Origin of the sequence: Mycobacterium gordonae, assembly GCF_001417955.2 — a bacterium.
GTDB classification, from domain to species: Bacteria; Actinomycetota; Actinomycetes; order Mycobacteriales; family Mycobacteriaceae; genus Mycobacterium; species Mycobacterium gordonae_B.
The window spans coordinates 154,597-174,209 of record NZ_LKTM01000223.1 but is presented as its reverse complement, the minus strand read 5'-3'; the positions used below and the strand labels follow the sequence as shown (position 1 = coordinate 174,209).

Here is a 19,613-nt window from a genome sequence, read left to right as displayed (position 1 = left end):
GTTTTTCGACATCCGTTCAGATTGAGAGAAAAGATAGAGTATGGCACAGGGGACCGTGAAATGGTTCAACAGCGATAAAGGCTTCGGATTCATCGCTCCCGACGGAGACACTGGAGATGTGTTCGTGCACTACTCCGAGATCAACGGGAATGGTTACCGTTCGCTCGAGGAGAACCAACGAGTCCAATTCGACATCGGCCAAGGCGCCAAGGGGCCGCAGGCCACCGGAGTGACCGTCATATAAGCGACACTCCTTCACGCATGGGCTGGCAGGCGATGTCCTGTCGGCCCATGTTTCATTTGGGCACCCTGGCGACAACTGACCATACGCTCATCCAGAAGTGTATTGCGTTTTGCCACGCGCTGGGATTCACGTTCGGTGATTTGCCGACCAGGCGGTCGCATTTCGTTGACAACCGCCTTTCGCGGCCATACATTATGTGACAGTTGTCCCGGCGGTCTGGGGTCCGGGAGCCGCACTTCGTCAGTGGGCAGGTGGCCGGCGATGAACGATCGCGCATTCCATCCGGGGCGGGCCCGGCCGCTGGTTGCGCCGCGCAGGCCATCATGACCGTCGGCGCCGCTGCCCCAAGCGTTTTCGACGCCGGCCTGCCGACCCTGTGCTACGAACCCACCGAAACTCCGGCCGCCGTCTACCCGCGTATCCAGGCCGCGCAACGGCAGGCGCCGATCGCGCTCGGGCCGTTCGGGCCCGAGGTGCTTTCCTATCACCTTGTGCGCGCAGTGCTGCGCGACAGCCGATTCCAGATCCCGCCGGGCTTGAATCTTGTTGTCCAGGGCATCACTTCGGGACCGTTGTGGGACAAGGTGATGAACAGCCTGCTGTGCCTCGAGGGTGATGCGCACCATCGCCTGCGCAGCCTGACGTCCAAGGCTTTCACCCCTCGCGCGACGCTACGGCTGCACGACACCATGGTGGCGGTGATGAACGATCTCGTCGATCGCGTCGCCGAAGCAGGTGCGGGAACCAACCACTGCGATGTGGTCACCGACCTTGCCCGTCCCTACCCCGTTCCGATCATCTGCGCGCTGCTCGGCGCGCCCCGCGAGGACTGGCAACGTTTTTCGCAATGGGCCGACGAGATCTTCAAGGCCTTCAGCTTCATCGCAGGCGTCAGCGAGATCGAATCCGACGTGATGCGGGCCTGGGGAGAGCTCGACGACTATGTCGACGAGATGGTGGTCCGGCGCCGTCACAGCCTGACCGAGGACCTCCTGTCCGATCTGATACGCGCCGAGGACGACGGCGACCGGCTCAATCCCGCCGAATTGCGCATGCTCGCGGGAGGATTGTTGCTGGCGGGCACCGACACCACGAGGAACCAGCTTGCGGCCTCGGTCCACGTGCTGTGCGCACACCCGGACCAGTGGGAGTCGCTTGCGGAGCGTCCCGAATTCGCCATGCGCGCCGTGGAGGAAACGATGCGCCACTCCCCCATCGCGTGCGGGACGCTGCGACTGGTGACCGAGGATGCCGAACTCGACGGTTACCTCTTTCCCGCCGGCACCATGATTCTGGTCAATACCGCTGCGGCGAACCGAGATCCGTTGGTGTACGACGAGCCAGACCGCGTCGACATCACCCGCGAAGGGGCACCGGCCATCCTGACGTTCGGCGGTGGAATCCACTACTGCCTGGGTGCCAATCTGGCCAGACGTGAACTCGCCGAGGCGCTGACCGTGCTGACGGGCCGGCTGCGCAACCCCCGCATCACCGGACCGGCCCCGTGGAAGCCGATGGTGAGCCTGAGCGGGCCGCTGAGTTTGCCGATCGCGTTCGACCTGTAGCCCTTCGGCTCCAAGAAGCCGCCAAGAAATCGTCGAGCCGTCCGACAGATTCTTTCGCTGTCAGCACCACAAGCGAAAGGAAAGCACAATGTTCACCACCAAAATGCGCGCCCTCACCGGCATGTCCCTGATGGCAGCCGGCCTAGGCCTGGCCGCGCTGGGCGCCGCCGGTCCCGCCGACGCCGCGCCGGGCAACCAGCCGCCCACCGGCAGCTACACCTGCTACGACTACGCGAGCCAGACCTTCTACACCTGCTACTACTGAGCCGCCAGAGCGTCCCGCAGAAGCCCGTCCACCTGGTCCAGGGGACGGGCTTCAACTCCATCCACCGAAGCGGTGAGCTGCCCGCAGTCGACAAGCACCGAGTAGCAGGGCACCCCATCGGGGAAATGGCGCAACCGCATCTCCAGCACCGACCGGCTGCGCCAGCTCGCAGAATCCAAATGCCAACAGTCGTCGGTCAGCTTCAGCACGGTCGAGCCCGTTGTGGCGTCTAGCAGTTCGGGTGTGTCCACCCACTGGAAGGCCCGCGCCTCGAACGAGTCGGCATAGAGCACATAACGTCCATCGGGCGAGACGCTTCTCTCTTCCCGCGTCACGGAATCACCGGGCGGTAGGGAGACCAGGGGTGCGCCGACTCCAGTTGCGCGGCAACGCGAATCAACACGTCCTCCCGGCCGTATGCGGCAGCGAGCTGAACCCCGATGGGAAGCCCATCGGGGTTGCGGTGCAGCGGCAGGCTGATCGCCGGCTGGCCGCTCATGTTGAAAGGGGGCGTGAATGCGGCGAACTCGCCACCACGACGCATCGGCCTGGTCACATGGTCGGGATCATTCTCGAACTCGGCCAGCGGCAATGGCGGTTCAGCGACCGTCGGGGTGAGCAACAGATCCCAGCCATCGGCCCACCACTGCTGCAGCGAACGACGGAAGGCATACACCGCGTTCTCCGCCGCGGCGTACTCCACGGCCGTCACGTGCCGGGCTCGCTCGATCAGCGCCCAGTTGACAGGCTCGATGTCCTGGGCTGTCACCTCCCGGCCGAGTGTCTCGCCGAAACCGCGCGCCGCCATGGCCATCTGGGTGACCCACAGCGCCATGAACTTCTGCTGCAGAGTGGGATCAGCGAGGCACGACGGCCAGACCGGCTCGACGATGTGGCCCAGGTCCTCCAATAGCGCCGCCGCCCGCACGGCAGTAACGCAGTCCTCATGCAGGAAACCGCCGCGCGGATGGCTGTCCAGCAGTCCGATATGCAACCGGCCCGGGTCGGCGCCCACCTCGTCGCGGTACGGCCGCGGCGGCGCCGGCGCTATGACGGTGTCGCCGACACCCGGGCCGTGCACCGCGTCCAGCAGCGCGGCCGTGTCGCGGACCGTGCGACTGACGCACAACTCCACTCCCAGGCCCGCTTCGGCGCGCTTGGGCCCCACGGTGATGCGGCCCTGGCTCGGCTTGAGGCCCACCAGCCCGCAACAGGACGCCGGAATGCGGATGCTGCCTCCGCCGTCCGAAGCGTTCGCAAATGGCACCATCCCCACCGCCACCGCCGCGGCGGCCCCGCCACTGGAACCCCCCGGGGTCCGGTCCAGCGCCCACGGATTGCGCGTCGGCCCCCAGGCCAGCGGCTGCGTGGTCGGCAGACTGCCCATTTCGGGGCTGTTGGTCCGGCCGGCGATGACCAGGCCGGCCGCCTTGAACCGAGACACCAGCGTGGTGTCAGCGGTGTCGATCTTGCCCGCTTCCTTGAGCGCCACGTTGCCGTTGGACAGGGTCTGACCGGCAAAGCTGGTGTAGAGGTCTTTGAGCAGAAACGGCACCCCACGGAAGGGACCGTCCGGCAGACCGGGGTCGGCCGCAACCGACCGGGCGTGCTCGAACCATTCGATGACCACGGCATTCAGGGCCGCATCGGACTGCTCGATGCGTGCGACCGCCGCTTCCACCAACTCGCCCGCGGTGACCTCACCCCGGGCAACCAGCCCCGCCTGCTCCGTCGCGTCCATCCAGCGGGTTTGCTCGGCAAGACCAGTCATGACCCTTGGTCTACCACGACGGCGCGGTTCCCAGTACGGCCCGACGTTGGGATCAGCGCGGACGGGATGTTCGATCGAAGCGCCTCAGCCGATCACCGGGCGCCGGCCCGCGGTCATCTCGGTGAGCGCGTCCTGCATCGCGGTGTGGATGCGCTCGGCATAGGCCGGGGCGTCCTCTTCCGGTTCGGCGACCATGGCGGGAAGAACACGGGTCTGCAGCTTGGTGGGCAGCGGAAGGTAGGGCAGCATTCCCACCGCTCCGGTGTTGAGCCCCCAGGGCAGTGACAGGCTGGTTGGCAGCGCCTTCACCCGCAGCAACTTGTCCAGGCGCAGTGCGCGGGCGAGCCTTTCGCCATCGGAGAGCACCAGCAACGACTCGCCGGCTCCGGCGGTGACGATGGGAACGATGGGCACTCCTTCATCCATCGCCAGCTGCGCGAAACCGCTGCGGCCGCCGAATACGATCTGATTGCGGTCGGTGAACTTCTTCGCCGCGTCCAAGTCGCCTCCGGGAAAGACGACGACGTGCTGCCCGTCGGCGAACGCCTCGTGGGCGCTTTCCCGACTGGCCGGCCGGGCGCCCAGGTGCTCGACAATCGGCCCTACACCCACCGTCCACGCCAGCTGGTGCGTCAGGAAAATGACTGGTCGTTCGAGTTCCAGGTCTTCCAGGGCCGCGCTGACGGCCATCACGTTGAGGTCGACAACGCCGCCGAATCCGTGATTGGCGACGAACAGCACCGGATCGTCCAACGTATCGGCTTCGACCTCGACCTCTAACCGGTGATACCGGCGAACGAATTCAATGACGTTGCGCCGCAATGCGTTCAGAGCGGCATCCAGGCGCGCCCCGCCCGGGTCGACCACCTGCTCCACGGCATCGAGAAGTGAATCGGCGAACTGCTCGACCGCGGCGGGCCGGCCAGAATCGGACTTCGGAGTCACGGCGGCCATTATGCGGCATCAGTGAGACCCACATCACAATTGGGTGAGCGCACAGCGGTTCTGGCCGCCAGCGTCTCGGTCGCCGCCACCCTGTTCGATCGGAGCGGAGTTGACTCAAGTCGCAGTTAGCAACGCACCCCTCTAGGCTCAAAGGACACCGGACTTAGCGGGGGGAACGCTGATGACTGTGCTGAACAGGCTGTTTGCATCAACGGGCAAACACATAATGGTCGCACTGACCGCTGCTGCGGTCCTCGCTGGATGCTCCACATCCGCGACCGTGACGCCACCTGCCGCGCAAACCACGCACACAACCGTCAAACCGCCGCCCAATACGGTTGCGCCGGCACCACCACACATCAGCCCGCTGGCAAAAGATTGGAAGACCTACGGCGATACCGTCTACTTTGGCTGCCCCACCGAATTCTCGGCCAGCAAATCCGCGCTCGAAGATATCCGGCCTAAAGTCCTGGACCCCAACACCGCCGATTTGATCATGCCGGCGGTGCCGATGGTCGCCGCCGGCGAGACGGTCACCGGCGCCATGTGTGCGCTGTCCAACAACGTCGGTGACATGAAGGTCGTCTATGTCGTCGCCACCACCACCCCCGGCCAGGCGCCGGCCGCGGTGAAGGCCACGGCCTATTTGTTCGACCTTAAATCGAGTCAGCCGCTGGCCACCAGGGAGGTACTCCCGCCGGCACCGGAGCTCAAGCTCGCCGCGGCCAAGGACTGGCGGCTGGCGCCGACCACCACCGGAGTGGCGTGGGTCAACGCTTTCACCGACACGCACGGGTCACCGTCGCCTCCGAAAACCACAATCCTGTCCAATACCGACCTGGCCTCCCGCTGGGACGACCCGGAGCAGGCCCGGGTATGGCAGGACGTGCTCTCTTTCCAACGCAATCCTGTGCCCGGCGGCCCGCTGGGCGCTGAATTACGGTTGCCCACTGGCGAACCCGTTTACCAGGACAACGACGTGGCAACAGTCGACGCTGAATTATCCGATGGGCCAGACAAGCTCGTGCAGATCACGCACTGGGACTCGCACAACCCACCGGTGATGTCGACCGCGTTCTACGACTTGACATCGCGGACTCTCGTCAAATTCGGTGACACCGAACGGATTTCCGGCGGCGGCCTGGCAGCGACCCTGTCGGACGGCAAGCTCTTCGTCGACGGGCGGGGCTCGGCCGGTTCTCAGTTCGGCTATGGGGTGTGGAATCTGCGCACCCAGCACTGGGATCTGCTCACGGCTCGGGATGAGGCCAAGAAGCAACCGATTTCGAAGCTCGCGTTCTTCGGTGACCACCTGTACATCACCAACTCGGCCGGCACGCATTCCGTGCTCGCGCTTCCGGAGACCAACCCGGTTGCCACGAACTGGACCGACCGGCCGTTCGGACGCATATCCGGCTGGACCCTGGTGTGCAGCGGCGAGACCGCGCCCGAGCAGAAAGGGGACTGCCGGGAGATCCTGTTGGTGCGCGACACCGACGGCCGCTACCCCGGCCCCTGGTTCTGAGCCACAAAAGCGTCGACCGTCGCCAGGTCGTAAGAACCCGCGTCGGTACCCACTCCGCCCGCAACCTGTGCAGCGGTAGCGCATCCAAGCCGGGCCGACTCAGCCAGGTCGCGCCCCAGAGCCCGACCCAGAATGAACCCCGCCGAGAACGCGTCGCCGCACCCAGTGGTGTCGACGACGTCGACCGGGTACGCGGGCACCGCAATCGTTTCTTCGGCCGCCACGACGAGCGCGCCCGCACCCCCCCGGGTCACCGCGACGCAGCCGGCGCCGGCCTCCAACAGCGCCCTGGCTCCTTTCTCCAAATCGGTGGCGCCGGTGAAGCCGAGCACCTGCTCATCGTTGGGCAGCAGATAATCGGTGTGCGGCAGTGCCTCGGCGATCCACGCCAGCAGGCCGGGATTGCCACCGGCCAGGATGTCCATCGACGTCGACATCCCGCTCTCCTTGGCGCGCTTGAGCAGCGTCGCGGCGGCAGCTCCGCCCAGAAATTCCGGTCCACCCAGATGCAGGTGCCTGCCGCGGGCAATGTCGTCGAGGTCAAGGGCATCCAGGGTCAGGGTGGCGTTGGCGCCCGGGCAGTGCCAGGCGGGACGGTCACCGTTGGGACGCACCGGGATGACCGATGCCGACGTCTGGCTCGCCGTGGTGCGCGCAATGCCGGCGACGTCGACGCCATGGCCCTCGAGCAACCCGAGCAGCGTGTCACCGAGGGCATCGGTTCCGACGGCTCCGTAGCAGCGGACCCGGGCCCCGAGGCGGCTGAGCACCACCGCCGTGCCGGCCGCGGTACCGGCCGCGGAGATCTTGATGGCCTCGACCAGCTGCCCGTCGGAGCCGTCGGGAATGGAGGTGACCCCAAGGACATGCGTGTCGAGAACGTGGACGCCGACCGCTGCGATGTCGACCTGAATCACCATGTGCTCTCCTCCACTGCTGCGGACGGAATGCTCCGGAGCCTAATGGTTGTTGACGACGACACCGAGTAAGAAAGGGACCCGCTCATGGACGAACGTGTCGCCATCATCACCGGCGCCTCGCAGGGAATCGGGGACGCGTTGGTCGCGGGATACCGCCGACGCGGCTACGCCGTGGTCGCCAACTCGCGTCGCATCGCAGACAGCACCGATCCCTTGGTACTCGCCGTCGCCGGCGACGTGGCGCAGCCCGGAGTGGGCGCCCGCATCGTGGATGGGGCACTGGAACGGTTCGGTCGCGTCGACACCGTCGTGAACAATGCCGGGATCTTCGTGCCCAAGCCGTTCACGGAATACACCGACGAGGACTACGACGCCGTCACCGGAGTGAATCTCCGTGGCTTCTTTGAGGTTTCGCGCGCCGCGATCGCGGCGATGCTGACCCGTGGCGGTGGCGGCCACGTGGTGAATATCTCCACCAGCCTGGTCGATCATCCCAATTCCGCGGTGCCCTCGGCGCTGGCGTCGCTGACCAAGGGCGGGCTCAACGCGGCGACCAAGGCACTGGCAATCGAGTACGCCGACAAGGGGATTCGAGTCAACGCCGTGGCGCTCGGCAACATTCGCACACCGATGCACGCCCCGTCGACCCACGACCTGCTGGCTAAGATGCATCCACTCGGGCGGCTGGGTGAGATCGACGAGGTGGTGGACGCGGTGCTGTACCTGGAAGGCAACTCGTTCGTCACCGGCGAGATCCTGCATGTGGACGGAGGCCAAAGTGCCGGGCACTGAACTCGAAGGCATCGTCGGTGAGGTGATGGACCGCTGGAAGGCGGGCATCGACAGCCACCAGCCTGACCGGGTGGCCGAGCAGTTCACCGAGGACGCGGTCTTCCAGGGACTGCGGCCCTATAGCGTTGGCAGACAAGGTGTCTACGCGTACTACGACGGACAACCATCAGGCATGACGGTGTCCTACCGTGTCCTGGAAACTCGGCCCGTCGCTACCGACGCGGTGCTGGGATATTTGCACGCCGACTTCTCGTTTCCCGATCGGGACACCGTCAGCGTGCGGATCGGCGTGCTGGTGACCCGAGGCGCCGACGGCTGGCGCATCGCCTATTACCAGGCCTCGCGAACCGATTGAGGCTCAGCCCTTTTCCGCGCGGCGCGCACGGGCGCGTCGCTTGCCTTCGTGCATCGCGGCGACCCGGGCGACCGGGATCAAGTGGCCCTGCTCGATGAGGTCGCTGGGCAGCCGCTGCGGCGCCGGCATCGATGCGGCCCAGGGATCGCGGCCGGCAAGGGCGTCAACCGCCGTGTGGACCGTGAAGTCGATGGGGTGCACCCGATCCAGGTCCGGCCAGTCGAGCGGAAACGACACCGGCGTGCCCCCACGCAACCGTGGACTATAAGCAGCGGCGACCGTCGCGCCTCCGGCTCGTGTCGCGTCGACGAACACCTTGCCCTCGCGATCCTCCACAATGAAAGCCGTTGTCGCCGAGCCCGGGTCAAGCGCCTCGGCGCGAGCAGCCAGCGCCCGGGTGGCCGCTGCGACATCGTCGGAGGCTGCGTGGTCGTCGATCGGAACGAACACATGTACGCCCTTGGCACCGCTGGTTTTGACCGCGCCGGCCAGACCGCAATCCTGCAATGCCTGACGCACCTGGTGGGCCACCTTGACCACCGCGGCGAAGTCGCCGTCGGCCGGCGGGTCCAGATCGAGCACCAGGTGTGTCGGCCGATAGATGTCGTCGGCCAACCCCAGCGCGGGGTGGTACTCGACAGCACGCTGGTTGGCGAGCCAGAGCAGCGTCCGCCGGTCGTCGCACACGGGGTAATGCACCTCGCGGTGAGATGCCTCCGCCCAGATGGAAACGGTGCGCACCCAGTCCGGGGTGTACTTGGGGACGTTCTTCTGCATGAAGGGCGCCCGACCGCGCAACACCCGAAGCACGGTGAGTGGCCGGCCGGCCAATCCGGGCACCATCCGGTCGGCCACCGCGTCCAGGTAGTCCACCAGATCACGTTTGGTCGCGCCGGCATCGGGACTCAGCGGCTGATCCAAGTTGGTCAGATCGACTCCCCCGCGCTGCTCCCCGGCGCTCATATGCAAAGCCTATGCGCTGGGTCTCGGTCGGCTCCGAACCGCGCACCGCGCGCTATCGTTGACCTTGCATGCAGTTCGTTCGAGGGCAGAGTCAGATGATCGCAGCCAAGGTGTTCGTCGCAGCAGCGCTGACCGCAGGGTCGTTGCTGGCCGTGCCGCCGGCCCACGCGGACTACGGGCCCGGCGACCCGCCCTGTCCGGCGACCGGATGCCAGCCGCCGCCCAAAGCGACTCCGCCACCGGTTCGGGGCGTGCTGGGATGCGTACGGGGCGTCTGCATCCCCAATCCGCATCCGCCCTGGCAACGCCACTGACCTGAACCGTTCCCGCCGCAACCGGTTTCGTGGCCGGGGGCTAACGTCTGGGCTATGGGTGCTTTGGATGGCCGGGTTGCGTTGATCACCGGAGGGGCTCGGGGTCAGGGCCGCGCGCACGCGGTGGCGCTGGCAGCGGAAGGGGCGGACGTCGTCGTCGCCGACGCGCCCGGCCCCATGACCGACCTCACCTACCCGCTCGGTACCGAGGACGATTTGCGCGACACGGCCAAACTCGTCGAGGAGTCAGGACGGCGCTGCCTGCCGATTGCCGTCGACGTGCGCGACTCCGCCCAGGTCGCCGCCGCGGTCGAGCAGACGGTCGCCGACCTGGGCAGCCTCGACATCGTCGTGGCCAACGCCGGCATCGTCAGCACTGGACCGCTGGACCAGGTCAGCGACCAGGTGTGGCAGCAACTCATCGACACCAACCTGACCGGCGTTTTCCACACCCTGCGGGCCGTCATCCCGGTGATGCGGCGGCAGCGATTCGGCAGGATCGTGGTGACGTCCTCGATGGGCGGCCGGATGGGGATCCCGGATCTCGCCGCGTACAACGCCACCAAATGGGGCATCATCGGGCTCGCGAAGTCCGTCGCCCTGGAGGTGGCGAAGGAGGGCATCACGGTCAACGTCATCTGCCCGACCACAACGCAGACGCCGATGGTGCAGCCCGCCGGAGGCGATGACGTTCCCGACGATCTGGTACGCCGCATGACGAGGGCCAACCCGATACCGCAGCCGTGGCTTCAGCCCGAGGACGTCAGCCGCGGTGTCGTGTACCTGGTCACCGACCCCGGGGTTATCACGGGCAGCGTGCTGGAGGTAGGACTGGGCGGCAGCGCCCGTATCCACTGATGTGCTTCTCAGTAGGCACCCGACATGGAAGGCTCTTCGCATGCCTGACCTAGCTGACCCCCGCTTTCTCGACGACCGCCTCGCCCACTGGGCAGCGACCAAGCCCGACGACGAGGCGATCGACTATCTGGATCGGAACTGGACCTGGGCGCAGTGGAACGACAGAGTGCGCCGGTTGGCCGGGGCTCTCTCGGCGTTCGGCGTCAAGCGCGGCGACGTGGTGGCTTTCCTGGACAAGAACCATCCCGCGTGTGTCGAGTTGACCATTGCCGCCGCATCGCTGGGCGCGGCCAACGCGATCATCAACTTCCGGCTGGCGGCCGACGAACTCGACTATGTCCTCAACGATTCGGGAGCCAAAGTCCTGATCGTGGGTGCCGAGCTGAAGCCGAGCATCGACAAGATCCGCGGCGACCTCACCAACGTCGAGCACATCATCACGGTGACGCCCGAAGGCGGCGACGGCGACGAATACGAAGCGCTGCTGGCCGGGTCGACACCGGTGGGACGCGCCGACGACGTCGACCCCGATGACGTGTGCATCATCATGTACTCCTCGGGCACCACCGGGCGCCCCAAGGGCGTGCAGCTGACGCAGGCCAATATGATCGCGCACACGCTCAACGCACACGAGGGCTTCGACTTCGACCCGGGCGACAAGAGCATGGTGTCGATGCCACTGTTCCACGTCGGTGGATCGTCCTACGTACAGTTCGGTATTCACGACGGAGTGCCGAGCGTGATGACGCGCGACGTCGACGGCATGACACTGGCCGGCGCAATCCTCAAGGGCGCCAACAGAACGTTCCTGGTGCCGGCGGTGTTGGCCAAGGTACTGGAGTCCGGCGAGGACGCGGTGAAACTGTTCGGTGCGCTCAAGACCTACTCGTACGGCGCGTCACCGATGCCGCTGCCGCTGCTGCGCGCAGCCCTGGAGGCGTGGCCGAACACCGACTTCATCCAGGCGTACGGCCTGACCGAACTGTGCGGGGTGATCAGTCACCTGCTCCCCGAGGCCCACCGCGCCACCGACCGGCCGGAGCGGCTCAGCAGCGCGGGCACGCTGGTGCCGGGCGCAGAGGTGCGTGTCGTCGACCCCTACACGCTCCAGGACGTCCCGACCGGCGAGCAGGGCGAATTGTGGTTCCGCTCACCGCAATTGATGAAGGGGTACCACAACAGGCCCGAGGCAACCGCCGAGTCGATCACCGAGGACGGGTGGTTCCGCACCGGCGACATCGGCCGCGTCGACGACGGCGGATACATCTTCGTCGAGGACCGGCTGAAGGACATGATCATCTCGGGCGGCGAGAACATCTACTCGATCGAAGTCGAGCAGGTATTGGCCGAGCACCCGGCAGTCGTGGAGGTCGCGGTCATCGGCGTGCCCGACGACAAATGGGGTGAAGTGGTGAAAGCCGTTGTGGCGCTTGAGGGCGAGGCCACCGCGGAGGAGATCATCGCTTTCGCCCGCGAGCGACTGGCCGCCTACAAGTGTCCGAAATCCATTGACTTCGCCGACGAGCTACCACGCAACCCCACCGGCAAGATCCTCAAGAAGGAGCTGCGCAAGCCCTACTGGGAGGGCCGCGACCGCGCGACCGTGTGAGGTCAGCGCGCCGGCGCCACCTCGGAGGCCATCACGTCGACGGCCCGCTCCCACACCCGATGCAGGCCAACGGCTTTTGCCAGCGCAGTGGTGAACTTGCGGTCCATCTTGTCGGCGACCAGGACGCCTGGTGCGTCCAGCGGGATGCCCGCGGCCCTCAGCGCAGCCGTCCCGTCACCCCACGCGGCTATCGGTTTGCAATGCCGGAAAGCCTCCTGCAACAACAGAACCAGCTTCAGGTCGTTGGTGGGCTTGGTTCCGCCGGCGACCACCACCGCGTCGAACTCGATGGATCGCGTGGTCAGCAGGGTCCGTTCGACGATCACGCTGCGCCGGCCGGACTTCAGGACACCGCCGACAGGCGCGGTCACCAACGGCGTCGCGCTGAGCCCGAGGACGGCGTCGACGAGTTTGGCGACGCCGCCGAGGTCGGAGTCCGCTCCGGCGATGATGCCGACCTTGCGGCCGTCGATCGGGCCGGGGATCTCTACCACCTGCGACAAAGACGGCGACAGCACAACGTCTTTGGGCGGGTTGCCCTTGGGCGCGGGCAGGCCGAGCCCGATGGCGACCTGCTTGCACAGATCGACGTCGACATTGGCCAGGACTTCGAGTTGGCGTTCCTTGATGGACTGCTCGTAGCACTTGCCGAGCTCGAACGTGAACGCTTCGATGACATGCGCCTGCTCGACCGCGGACAGACTGCGGTAGAACATCGCCGGCTGGGTGAAGTGATCCTCGAACGAGGACGGGTTCTCCCGCACCGTCGGCCCCTGCACCTGCCGCGGCGTCTGCACATAACCGCCTTCGTCGGCGCCGGCCACCAACGGCTCCCCGTCATCGATGCTGTTGGGGCGGTAGGGCGCCTGGCCGGTGTGAATCGCGGTCTGGTGCATACCGTCACGCAGCATGTCGTTGACCGGGCAGTGCGGCCGGTTGATCGGCAACTGGGTGAAATTCGGGCCACCGAGACGGGTGAGCTGCGTGTCCAGGTACGAGAACAGGCGGGCCTGCAGCAGCGGGTCGTTGGTCGGTTCTATACCGGGAACCAGGTTGCCGAGATGGAACGCGACCTGTTCGGTTTCGGCGAAGAAGTTGGTCGGGTTGGCATTCAGGGTCAATTTGCCGATCAGCTGCACCGGCACCATCTCCTCGGGCACCAGCTTGGTCGGGTCCAGCAGGTCGATGCCCTGGAAGCTGTCGGTGCCGTCGTCCGGCATGACCTGGATGCCGAGCTCGTATTCGAGCGGGGCGCCCGCCTCGATGCCATCGGCCATGTCCCGGCGGTGAAAGTCGGGATCGACGCCGGCGGTGATCTGCGCCTCTTCCCAGACCTGGGAATGCACGCCGGCCACCGGCTTCCAGTGGAACTTGACCAGGCTCGTCTTGCCCTTCCTGTTCACCAGCCGGAAGGTGTGGACGCCGAACCCTTCCATCGTGCGGTAGGAACGCGGAATGCCACGGTCGCTCATGTTCCACAGCACGTGATGCGTGGCTTCGGTATGCAGCGAGACGAAATCCCAGAAGGTGTCGTGCGCGGACTGGGCCTGCGGGATCTCACGGTCGGGATGGGGCTTCGCCGCATGGACGACGTCGGGGAACTTGATGCCGTCCTGGATGAAGAACACCGGAATGTTGTTGCCCACCAAGTCGAAATTGCCTTCATCGGTGTAGAACTTGACCGCGAACCCCCGGGTGTCGCGAACGGTGTCGGCCGACCCCCGCGAGCCCAGCACCGTCGAGAATCGGCAGAACACCTCGGTCTTCTTGCCCTTGCGCGCAAGAAACCCGGCCCTGGTGACCGATGAGGCGGTGCCGTAGGACTCGAACACACCGTGCGCGGCCGCACCGCGGGCATGCACGACGCGCTCGGGAATGCGCTCGTGGTCGAAGTGGGTGATCTTCTCGCGCAGGTGGAAGTCCTCGAGCAGACTGGGCCCGCGGCTACCGGCTTTCAGCGAGTGGTCGGTGTCGGGAAGGCGCAGGCCCTGAGCGGTGGTCAGATACTGGCCGCCCTGGGCGCGGACGTCGTAATCTCCGGCCTCACCGTTGGTGTTGCCGGTCGGGCTCGTTCGCTTGGGGGCGGTCTGGTCGGGCTGGCGGCGCGGTGGCATGGCTACTCCGAAATGCTGGGACGTGGATTTCGCGGGGTACCCCGAACTCGACGCCCTAAGCAGAGATTGACCTTTCGTGGTTTCGGGTATTTCTCAGCGTGTTTCATTGGTGAGCGTGAAGTGAGCGGCGATGGTCGGCTGGCTGGACAGATTGCAGCAACGCAATCGCACCGTGGGTGTGACCATTGCGGTGATCTACAAATACCTCGACGATCAGGGCGGTTATCTTGCCGCGCTGATCACCTACTACGCGTTTGTCTCGCTGTTCCCTTTGTTGTTGCTGTTGACCACCGGCCTTGGGGTGCTGCTGGCCGGTAGGCCCGACCTGCAGGCAGAAGTGCTGCAAAGCACGTTGAGTCAGTTCCCGGTCATCGGCAGCCAGCTACATCAACCAGAAGGACTCAGCGGCGGGGCCGGAGCAGTGGCGGTAGGCATAGTCGGCGCGCTCTATGGTGGTCTGGGCGTGGGACAGGCGCTGCAGAACGCCATGGATTCGGTGTGGGCGGTACCGCGGCACGAGCGCCCCGACCCGATCCGGTCACGGGTGCGCAGCTTCCTACTGCTGTTGGTGCTCGGCTCGGCGGCCATCGCCACCACCCTGCTGTCGGCGATCGCGCACGTGACCAGCACGTTGGGCCCATTCGGCAGGATCGGCATCGCTCTGGTCGCGGTGGCCATCAACGCAGGCATCTGCCTGGTGGCCTTCCGGGTGACCACGGCGCGCGAACTGACCTACCGCCAGGTGTTGCCGGGAGCGATCGCGGCGGCCATCGTCTGGCAGATTCTGCAATGGTTCGGGGCCGGGTACATCGGGCACGTGGTGAAGTCCTCCAGCGCCACCAACAGTGTGTTCGCACTGGTGCTGGGCATGCTGGCGTTCCTGTTCCTGGTGTCCTCGACGCTGGTGCTGTGCGCCGAGATCAACGTGGTGCTGGTCGAAGGGTTGCATCCGCGTTCGTTGCTGACCCCGTTCACCGACGACGCGGATCTCACGCCGGCCGACCGCAAGACCTACACCAGAAAAGCCAAAGCCGAACGCGTCAAGCGCTTTCAGCGCGTCAGCGTCCGATTCACCGATTCCAACCGCAAGCCCACTGGCGTATCCTGAATCGACCGTGCCGCTATCACGTTGCGGTGCAATGAGTTACCGAAGGAACCCATGGACTTCCGCGCTTTCGTCGAGCCACAGCAAGGGGCCACCTACGCCGACCAGTCAGCAGTTGCGCGAGCCGCCGAAGATCTCGGCTTCGACGCGTTCTTCCGCTCTGATCACTTTCTGGCCATGAGCGGTGACGGGGGGCCGGGGCCAACCGACTCCTGGGTGACGCTGGGCGCGATCGCCCGCGAGACGTCACGCATCCGGTTGGGCACACTGGTGACCTCGGCGACGTTCCGTTACCCCGGGCCGCTGGCGATCGCGGTAGCACAGGTCGACGAAATGAGCGGCGGCCGTGTCGAATTCGGCTTGGGCAGCGGTTGGTTCGAATCGGAGCACCGGGCCTACGGGATCCCATTTCCGTCGGTGCGCGAACGTTTCGACCGGCTCAGCGAGCAGCTCGCCATCATCACGGGGCTGTGGACCACACCGAAAGGTGAGACATTCGACTACGCGGGCGAGCACTACACGATCGCCGACTCACCGGGGCTGCCCAAGCCGGTACAGAACCCGCATCCGCCGATCGTGATCGGCGGCACCGGGGCCAAACGCACCCCGGCTCTCGCGGCACAGTACGCGGCCGAATTCAATGTGCCCTTCGCGACGATCGACGTCGTGCGTACGCAGTTCGAGCGGGTGGCCGACGCGGTCGCCGCGGCCGGGCGGGCCGCGGACTCGATCGTCTATTCCAGCGCCTTCGTGCTGTGCGCCGGCCGCGACGAGGCCGAGGTGTCCCGTCGGGCTGCGGTGATCGGCCGGGAGGTCGACGAGATGCGGTCCAACAGTCCGCTGGTCGGCACGCCTGGCGAGATCGTCGACAAGCTGGGCCCGTGGGGGGAGTTGGGAGTGCGGCGGGTATACGCGCAGCTGCTCGACATGTCCGACCTGGCGCATCTGGAACTGCTGGCGAGTGAAGTGATGCCGCAGTTGCGGTGAGTGGTCAGGTGTAGAACCCGTCGATGACCTGCTTATTGTTCTGCTCCACCACCGCCCGCTTGAGCTTCAGCGAAGGTGTCAATTCCCCTGTGTCGACTGATAATTCGTGGTCAATCAGCTCCCACTTCTTGATCGTCTCCCAGCGGTTGAGTTCGCTGTTCAACTGCTGCACGTAGCCGTCGACCAACTCGCGGACCTGGGCGTTGCGGGTGAGCTCGGCGAACGATCCTTCCGAGATCCCTTGCTCTTCAGCCCATTTCGTCAGCGCGTCACCGTCCAGGGCGATCAGCGCGACACAGTAGTTGCGCGCTTCGCCGAACACGATGAATTGGCTGGCGTAGGGGCACAGCGCCATGAACTTCGCTTCGATGGCCGGCGGCGCGACGTACTTGCCACCGGAGGTCTTGAACAACTCCTTGATGCGGCCGGTGATGGTGAGGAACCCGTCGGAATCGAGGCTGCCGCGGTCGCCGGTGCGAAGCCATCCGTCCTTCGTCATCGCCTCCTCGGTCTTGTCGGGCAAGTGGTGGTAGCCCGTCATCACCAGCGGGCCGTGCAGCTGCACCTCGCCGTTGTCACCGATGCGCACCCCGGTGCCGTCGAACGGCAACCCGACGGTGCCCAGCTTGTAGTTGTCGGGACGGTTGATGAACCCGGCCCCCGCGGATTCGGTGAGCCCGTAGCCTTCCAGCACCAGCACCCCGGCAGCGAGGAACCACTCGGCGATCTCGCGGTTCAGCGGCGCGGACCCGGAGACGAAGAACCGCAGCCGGCCGCCGAAGACCGCGCGCACCTTGCTGAACACCAGGCGGTCGAACAGCTGCTGCTGCAGCCGTAGCGGCAGCGGCACCGGCTTGCCGTCACGGCGCCGGCGGCTGACGTCCAGGCCAACCCGGAAGGCCTGCTCGAACAACCGGGCCTTGATGCCGCCGCCTTCCTGGCTCGTCATCACGATCCGCGCATGCGCCTTCTCGAAGATGCGCGGAACCGCGGCCATGAACGTCGGCTTCACGACGCCCATGTTCTCGACGATCTTGTCCACGCGCCCATCGACAGCGCTGACGAAACCGCACGCGAGCTGGCTGGCGAGCAGCACCTTGCCGAACGAGTGGGCCAGCGGCAGCCACAACACGTGCAGGTCGTCCTCGCCCAGGAGTTCCTCGTTGCGGATGAACTCCGCCGCCGAGGTCCATGACCGGTGCGCGAGGCGAACCCCCTTCGGGCGTCCGGTGGTGCCCGACGTGTAGATGAGCGTGGCGAGCGATTCGCTGGTCACCGTGGCTGCGGCGTCGGTGACGGATGTCGGGTGTTCCTGTAGGTGAGCGGCGCCGCGGCGGGCGAATTCGTCGAAAGTGATGACCCAGTCCCCGTCACCCTCCCCGTCCATGACCACCACCAGCCGTACGTCCGGCAGGTCGCCGCGATTGTCGGCGAGTTTGGCGACCTGTGATGCGTCCTCGGCGAAGACGATCTGCGATTCCGAGTCAGCCACGATGTAGGTGGCGTCCGCCGCGTGCGTGCTGGGGTAGACGGTCGTCGTCGCCGCACCGGCGCACATCACGGCGAGGTCGGCCAGGATCCACTCGTACCGGGTGCCCGCCATGATGGCGACGCGCTGTTCCGGTTCGATGCCCGACGCGAGCAAGGCCGCCGCGAGTTCCCGCACCCGGTCGGCGGTCTCCTGCCAGGTGATCGACACCCAGCGGCCGTCATGCAGTTGCCGAAACGCCTCTTTATCGGTGGAAACGGCGACTCGATCAAAGAACATCGAAGCCAGGTTCGACGACGTCTTGGGTTCAGCGGTTACCGACGACACTGTCATCCCTCTCCTTGTCACTTCTCTCAATGAGAAGTATGCGAGCTCCGCCAAGCATTTCCAGATGCTGCATGGGTCACCAACGCTAAACGGCCACGATCTCGGATGAGCGGAAACCGCTTCTATTGGGGGCGATACCCGAGCTGTGCGACCGGGGCGGCGTCATTCGGGGCCGAAAGGCCCTAGTAGAGCGGCGCGTTGAGGGCGCACAGTCGGGGCGGGCGGCTGATGACGACCGAGGGTGGTCATTGGAGAGTGCAGATCATGAGCGATTCCCGGGACGGGCCTGAGAACCCCTGCAGCACAACGGGATATCCGCCTCCACAGTCCTCAGGCTGCACTGCGCCCCGCACCGCCCCGAAGAACGGCCCGGGCACGGCTTCGATTATCGCCGCGGTCATGGCCCTGCTGACGGACGCGGTGGCCTTTGCGCTGGGAACGGGCTGGCCGATATTCGGCGGGGCGATTCTGGGCATAGTCGCAGTGGCGACCGGGGGCGCTGCCCTCAAAAGAGTCCGGCGCGGCGAAGCCGACAAGGCTGGCGTCGCGATCGCGGGCGTCGTGCTGGGATGCCTCGCGATCGCCGCGGGCATCGTCTTGGCAATCCTCACGTTTCTCGTCCTGATGCTGATGAAATGGGTGGAGACGATCGTCTAGCGACGTGCTTCCGTCGTCTCACCAGCGCTGCTCGGCGGGATGCCCTGGCCGCGGTGCCGGCCACCTCCGAGGCGGTGGCCCGGACTACTCGCGCGGCGGGAAATAGCCTCTGAGCTGTGGTGGCAGGTACTGGATTCGAACCAGTGTAGCTTTCGCGACGGATTTACAGTCCGCTCCCATTGGCCGCTCGGGCAACCTGCCGCCTAGCAGGGTACAACGACGGGGTAGACAGTTCACAAACGGGCAGCACTGAGAAAGGACGCAACGCATGGCGGACTCCTCGTTCGACATCGTCAGCAAGATCGACCGGCAGGAAGTCGACAACGCGCTCAACCAGGCCGCCAAGGAACTGTCCACGCGCTTCGACTTCCGCGGCACCGACACCAAGATCGCGTGGAAGGGCGAGGAAGGCATCGAGCTGACCTCGTCCACCGAAGAACGGGTCAAGGCCGCGCTCGACGTCTTCAAGGAGAAGCTGATCCGCCGCGACATCTCTCTGAAGTCGTTCGAGGCCGGCGAGCCGCAGGCCTCCGGCAAGACCTACAAGCTGAGCGGAACACTCAAGCAGGGCATCAGCAGTGAGAACGCCAAGAAGATCACCAAGCTCATCCGCGATGAGGGGCCCAAAACCGTCAAGACCCAGATCCAGGGCGACGAGGTCAGGGTGACCAGCAAGAAGCGCGACGACCTGCAAACCGTCATCTCGATGCTCAAGCAGGCCGACCTCGATGTCGCGCTGCAGTTTGTGAACTACCGGTAGCCGCCCTGAGCGCAGGCTCAACGTCTCGAACTCAACGTCTCGAAGAGG

20 protein-coding genes and 1 tRNA gene are annotated in these 19,613 nt (G+C 65.8%); 13 read left to right on the top strand and 8 right to left on the bottom strand.

Going from position 1 to position 19,613, the window contains the following annotated elements; translation table 11 throughout:
• The first annotated feature begins 40 nt into the window (after positions 1 to 40).
• The 3 genes from AO501_RS16985 (at position 41) to AO501_RS38155 (ending at position 2,074) form a co-directional block, all read left to right on the top strand.
• Positions 41 to 244, top strand: a complete 204-nt coding sequence (locus AO501_RS16985; protein ID WP_055578804.1) for a cold-shock protein — start codon at positions 41 to 43, stop codon at positions 242 to 244.
• Positions 245 to 567: 323 nt separating this feature from the next.
• Positions 568 to 1,809 carry a cytochrome P450 gene (locus AO501_RS16980; RefSeq protein ID WP_055578904.1) on the top strand — a complete coding sequence of 414 codons (1,242 nt, stop codon included), beginning with the start codon at positions 568 to 570 and terminating at the stop codon, positions 1,807 to 1,809.
• Between the two features lie 88 nt (positions 1,810 to 1,897).
• Complete coding sequence (locus tag AO501_RS38155; RefSeq protein WP_197419876.1) at positions 1,898 to 2,074, top strand: hypothetical protein; 177 nt, start codon at positions 1,898 to 1,900, stop codon at positions 2,072 to 2,074.
• On the opposite strand, the gene AO501_RS16975 is transcribed toward AO501_RS38155, so the two are convergent.
• The 3 genes from AO501_RS16975 to AO501_RS16965 form a co-directional block, all read right to left on the bottom strand.
• Entirely contained in the window at positions 2,068 to 2,367 is a 300-nt protein-coding gene (locus AO501_RS16975; protein WP_156452621.1) for a hypothetical protein, read from the bottom strand. The two genes, AO501_RS38155 and AO501_RS16975, sit on opposite strands and share 7 nt — an antisense overlap.
• Before the next feature lie 38 nt (positions 2,368 to 2,405).
• A complete protein-coding gene (locus AO501_RS16970) occupies positions 2,406 to 3,845 on the bottom strand; it encodes an amidase (RefSeq protein ID WP_055578802.1) in 1,440 nt (479 codons plus the stop codon).
• 84 nt (positions 3,846 to 3,929) lie between these two features.
• Positions 3,930 to 4,790 carry a 1-acyl-sn-glycerol-3-phosphate acyltransferase gene (locus tag AO501_RS16965; RefSeq protein WP_231752517.1) on the bottom strand — a complete coding sequence of 287 codons (861 nt, stop codon included), beginning with the start codon at positions 4,788 to 4,790 and terminating at the stop codon, positions 3,930 to 3,932.
• 280 nt (positions 4,791 to 5,070) lie between these two features.
• Here AO501_RS16965 and AO501_RS16960 point away from each other — a divergent pair, with 280 nt between their 5' ends.
• Complete coding sequence (locus tag AO501_RS16960; protein WP_371934973.1) at positions 5,071 to 6,315, top strand: hypothetical protein; 1,245 nt, start codon at positions 5,071 to 5,073, stop codon at positions 6,313 to 6,315.
• On the opposite strand, the gene AO501_RS16955 is transcribed toward AO501_RS16960, so the two are convergent.
• On the bottom strand, positions 6,294 to 7,235 hold the full coding sequence (locus tag AO501_RS16955) for a carbohydrate kinase family protein (protein WP_055578800.1): 942 nt from the start codon (positions 7,233 to 7,235) through the stop codon (positions 6,294 to 6,296). The two genes, AO501_RS16960 and AO501_RS16955, sit on opposite strands and share 22 nt — an antisense overlap.
• A gap of 84 nt (positions 7,236 to 7,319) precedes the next feature.
• Between AO501_RS16955 and AO501_RS16950 the strand changes: the two genes are divergently transcribed.
• Together AO501_RS16950 and AO501_RS16945 are read left to right on the top strand one after the other, a co-directional pair.
• Positions 7,320 to 8,027 (top strand): SDR family NAD(P)-dependent oxidoreductase, encoded by a 708-nt coding sequence (locus AO501_RS16950; RefSeq protein WP_055578799.1) that lies wholly within the window; start codon positions 7,320 to 7,322, stop codon positions 8,025 to 8,027.
• Complete coding sequence (locus AO501_RS16945; RefSeq protein WP_055578798.1) at positions 8,014 to 8,382, top strand: nuclear transport factor 2 family protein; 369 nt, start codon at positions 8,014 to 8,016, stop codon at positions 8,380 to 8,382. Before AO501_RS16950 ends, AO501_RS16945 begins: the two co-directional genes overlap by 14 nt.
• A gap of 3 nt (positions 8,383 to 8,385) precedes the next feature.
• Here AO501_RS16945 and AO501_RS16940 read toward each other — a convergent pair whose 3' ends face one another.
• On the bottom strand, positions 8,386 to 9,345 hold the full coding sequence (locus tag AO501_RS16940) for a DNA polymerase domain-containing protein (RefSeq protein WP_055578797.1): 960 nt from the start codon (positions 9,343 to 9,345) through the stop codon (positions 8,386 to 8,388).
• A gap of 68 nt (positions 9,346 to 9,413) precedes the next feature.
• Between AO501_RS16940 and AO501_RS37295 the strand changes: the two genes are divergently transcribed.
• The 3 genes from AO501_RS37295 to AO501_RS16930 are packed head-to-tail and all read left to right on the top strand — an operon-like array spanning position 9,414 to position 12,126.
• Positions 9,414 to 9,659 (top strand): hypothetical protein, encoded by a 246-nt coding sequence (locus tag AO501_RS37295; protein WP_156452619.1) that lies wholly within the window; start codon positions 9,414 to 9,416, stop codon positions 9,657 to 9,659.
• A gap of 54 nt (positions 9,660 to 9,713) precedes the next feature.
• Positions 9,714 to 10,517: a mycofactocin-coupled SDR family oxidoreductase gene (locus tag AO501_RS16935; protein ID WP_055578796.1), complete on the top strand. Its 804-nt coding sequence runs from the start codon at positions 9,714 to 9,716 to the stop codon at positions 10,515 to 10,517.
• Between the two features lie 40 nt (positions 10,518 to 10,557).
• Positions 10,558 to 12,126: a long-chain-fatty-acid--CoA ligase gene (locus AO501_RS16930; protein WP_055578795.1), complete on the top strand. Its 1,569-nt coding sequence runs from the start codon at positions 10,558 to 10,560 to the stop codon at positions 12,124 to 12,126.
• A 2-nt stretch (positions 12,127 to 12,128) separates the two neighbouring features.
• Here the strand turns inward: AO501_RS16930 and AO501_RS16925 are convergent, their stop codons facing one another.
• Positions 12,129 to 14,240: a catalase gene (locus tag AO501_RS16925; protein ID WP_055578794.1), complete on the bottom strand. Its 2,112-nt coding sequence runs from the start codon at positions 14,238 to 14,240 to the stop codon at positions 12,129 to 12,131.
• A 130-nt stretch (positions 14,241 to 14,370) separates the two neighbouring features.
• Here AO501_RS16925 and AO501_RS16920 point away from each other — a divergent pair, with 130 nt between their 5' ends.
• The gene (locus AO501_RS16920) at positions 14,371 to 15,348 is read left to right on the top strand and encodes a YihY/virulence factor BrkB family protein (RefSeq protein ID WP_055578793.1); all 978 of its coding nucleotides are present in this window, start codon (positions 14,371 to 14,373) and stop codon (positions 15,346 to 15,348) included.
• Positions 15,349 to 15,399: 51 nt separating this feature from the next.
• Positions 15,400 to 16,332, top strand: a complete 933-nt coding sequence (locus tag AO501_RS16915; RefSeq protein ID WP_055578792.1) for an LLM class F420-dependent oxidoreductase — start codon at positions 15,400 to 15,402, stop codon at positions 16,330 to 16,332.
• A gap of 4 nt (positions 16,333 to 16,336) precedes the next feature.
• Here the strand turns inward: AO501_RS16915 and AO501_RS16910 are convergent, their stop codons facing one another.
• Positions 16,337 to 18,154: an AMP-dependent synthetase/ligase gene (locus tag AO501_RS16910; RefSeq protein WP_055578791.1), complete on the bottom strand. Its 1,818-nt coding sequence runs from the start codon at positions 18,152 to 18,154 to the stop codon at positions 16,337 to 16,339.
• Positions 18,155 to 18,547: 393 nt separating this feature from the next.
• On the opposite strand from AO501_RS16910, the gene AO501_RS16905 reads away from it, so the two are divergent.
• Positions 18,548 to 18,805: a hypothetical protein gene (locus tag AO501_RS16905; protein WP_055578790.1), complete on the top strand. Its 258-nt coding sequence runs from the start codon at positions 18,548 to 18,550 to the stop codon at positions 18,803 to 18,805.
• A 117-nt stretch (positions 18,806 to 18,922) separates the two neighbouring features.
• Here AO501_RS16905 and AO501_RS16900 read toward each other — a convergent pair.
• Positions 18,923 to 19,006, bottom strand: a tRNA-Tyr gene (locus AO501_RS16900).
• Positions 19,007 to 19,073: 67 nt separating this feature from the next.
• Between AO501_RS16900 and AO501_RS16895 the strand changes: the two genes are divergently transcribed.
• Positions 19,074 to 19,565: a YajQ family cyclic di-GMP-binding protein gene (locus AO501_RS16895; protein ID WP_055578789.1), complete on the top strand. Its 492-nt coding sequence runs from the start codon at positions 19,074 to 19,076 to the stop codon at positions 19,563 to 19,565.
• The last annotated feature ends 48 nt before the right edge of the window (positions 19,566 to 19,613 follow it).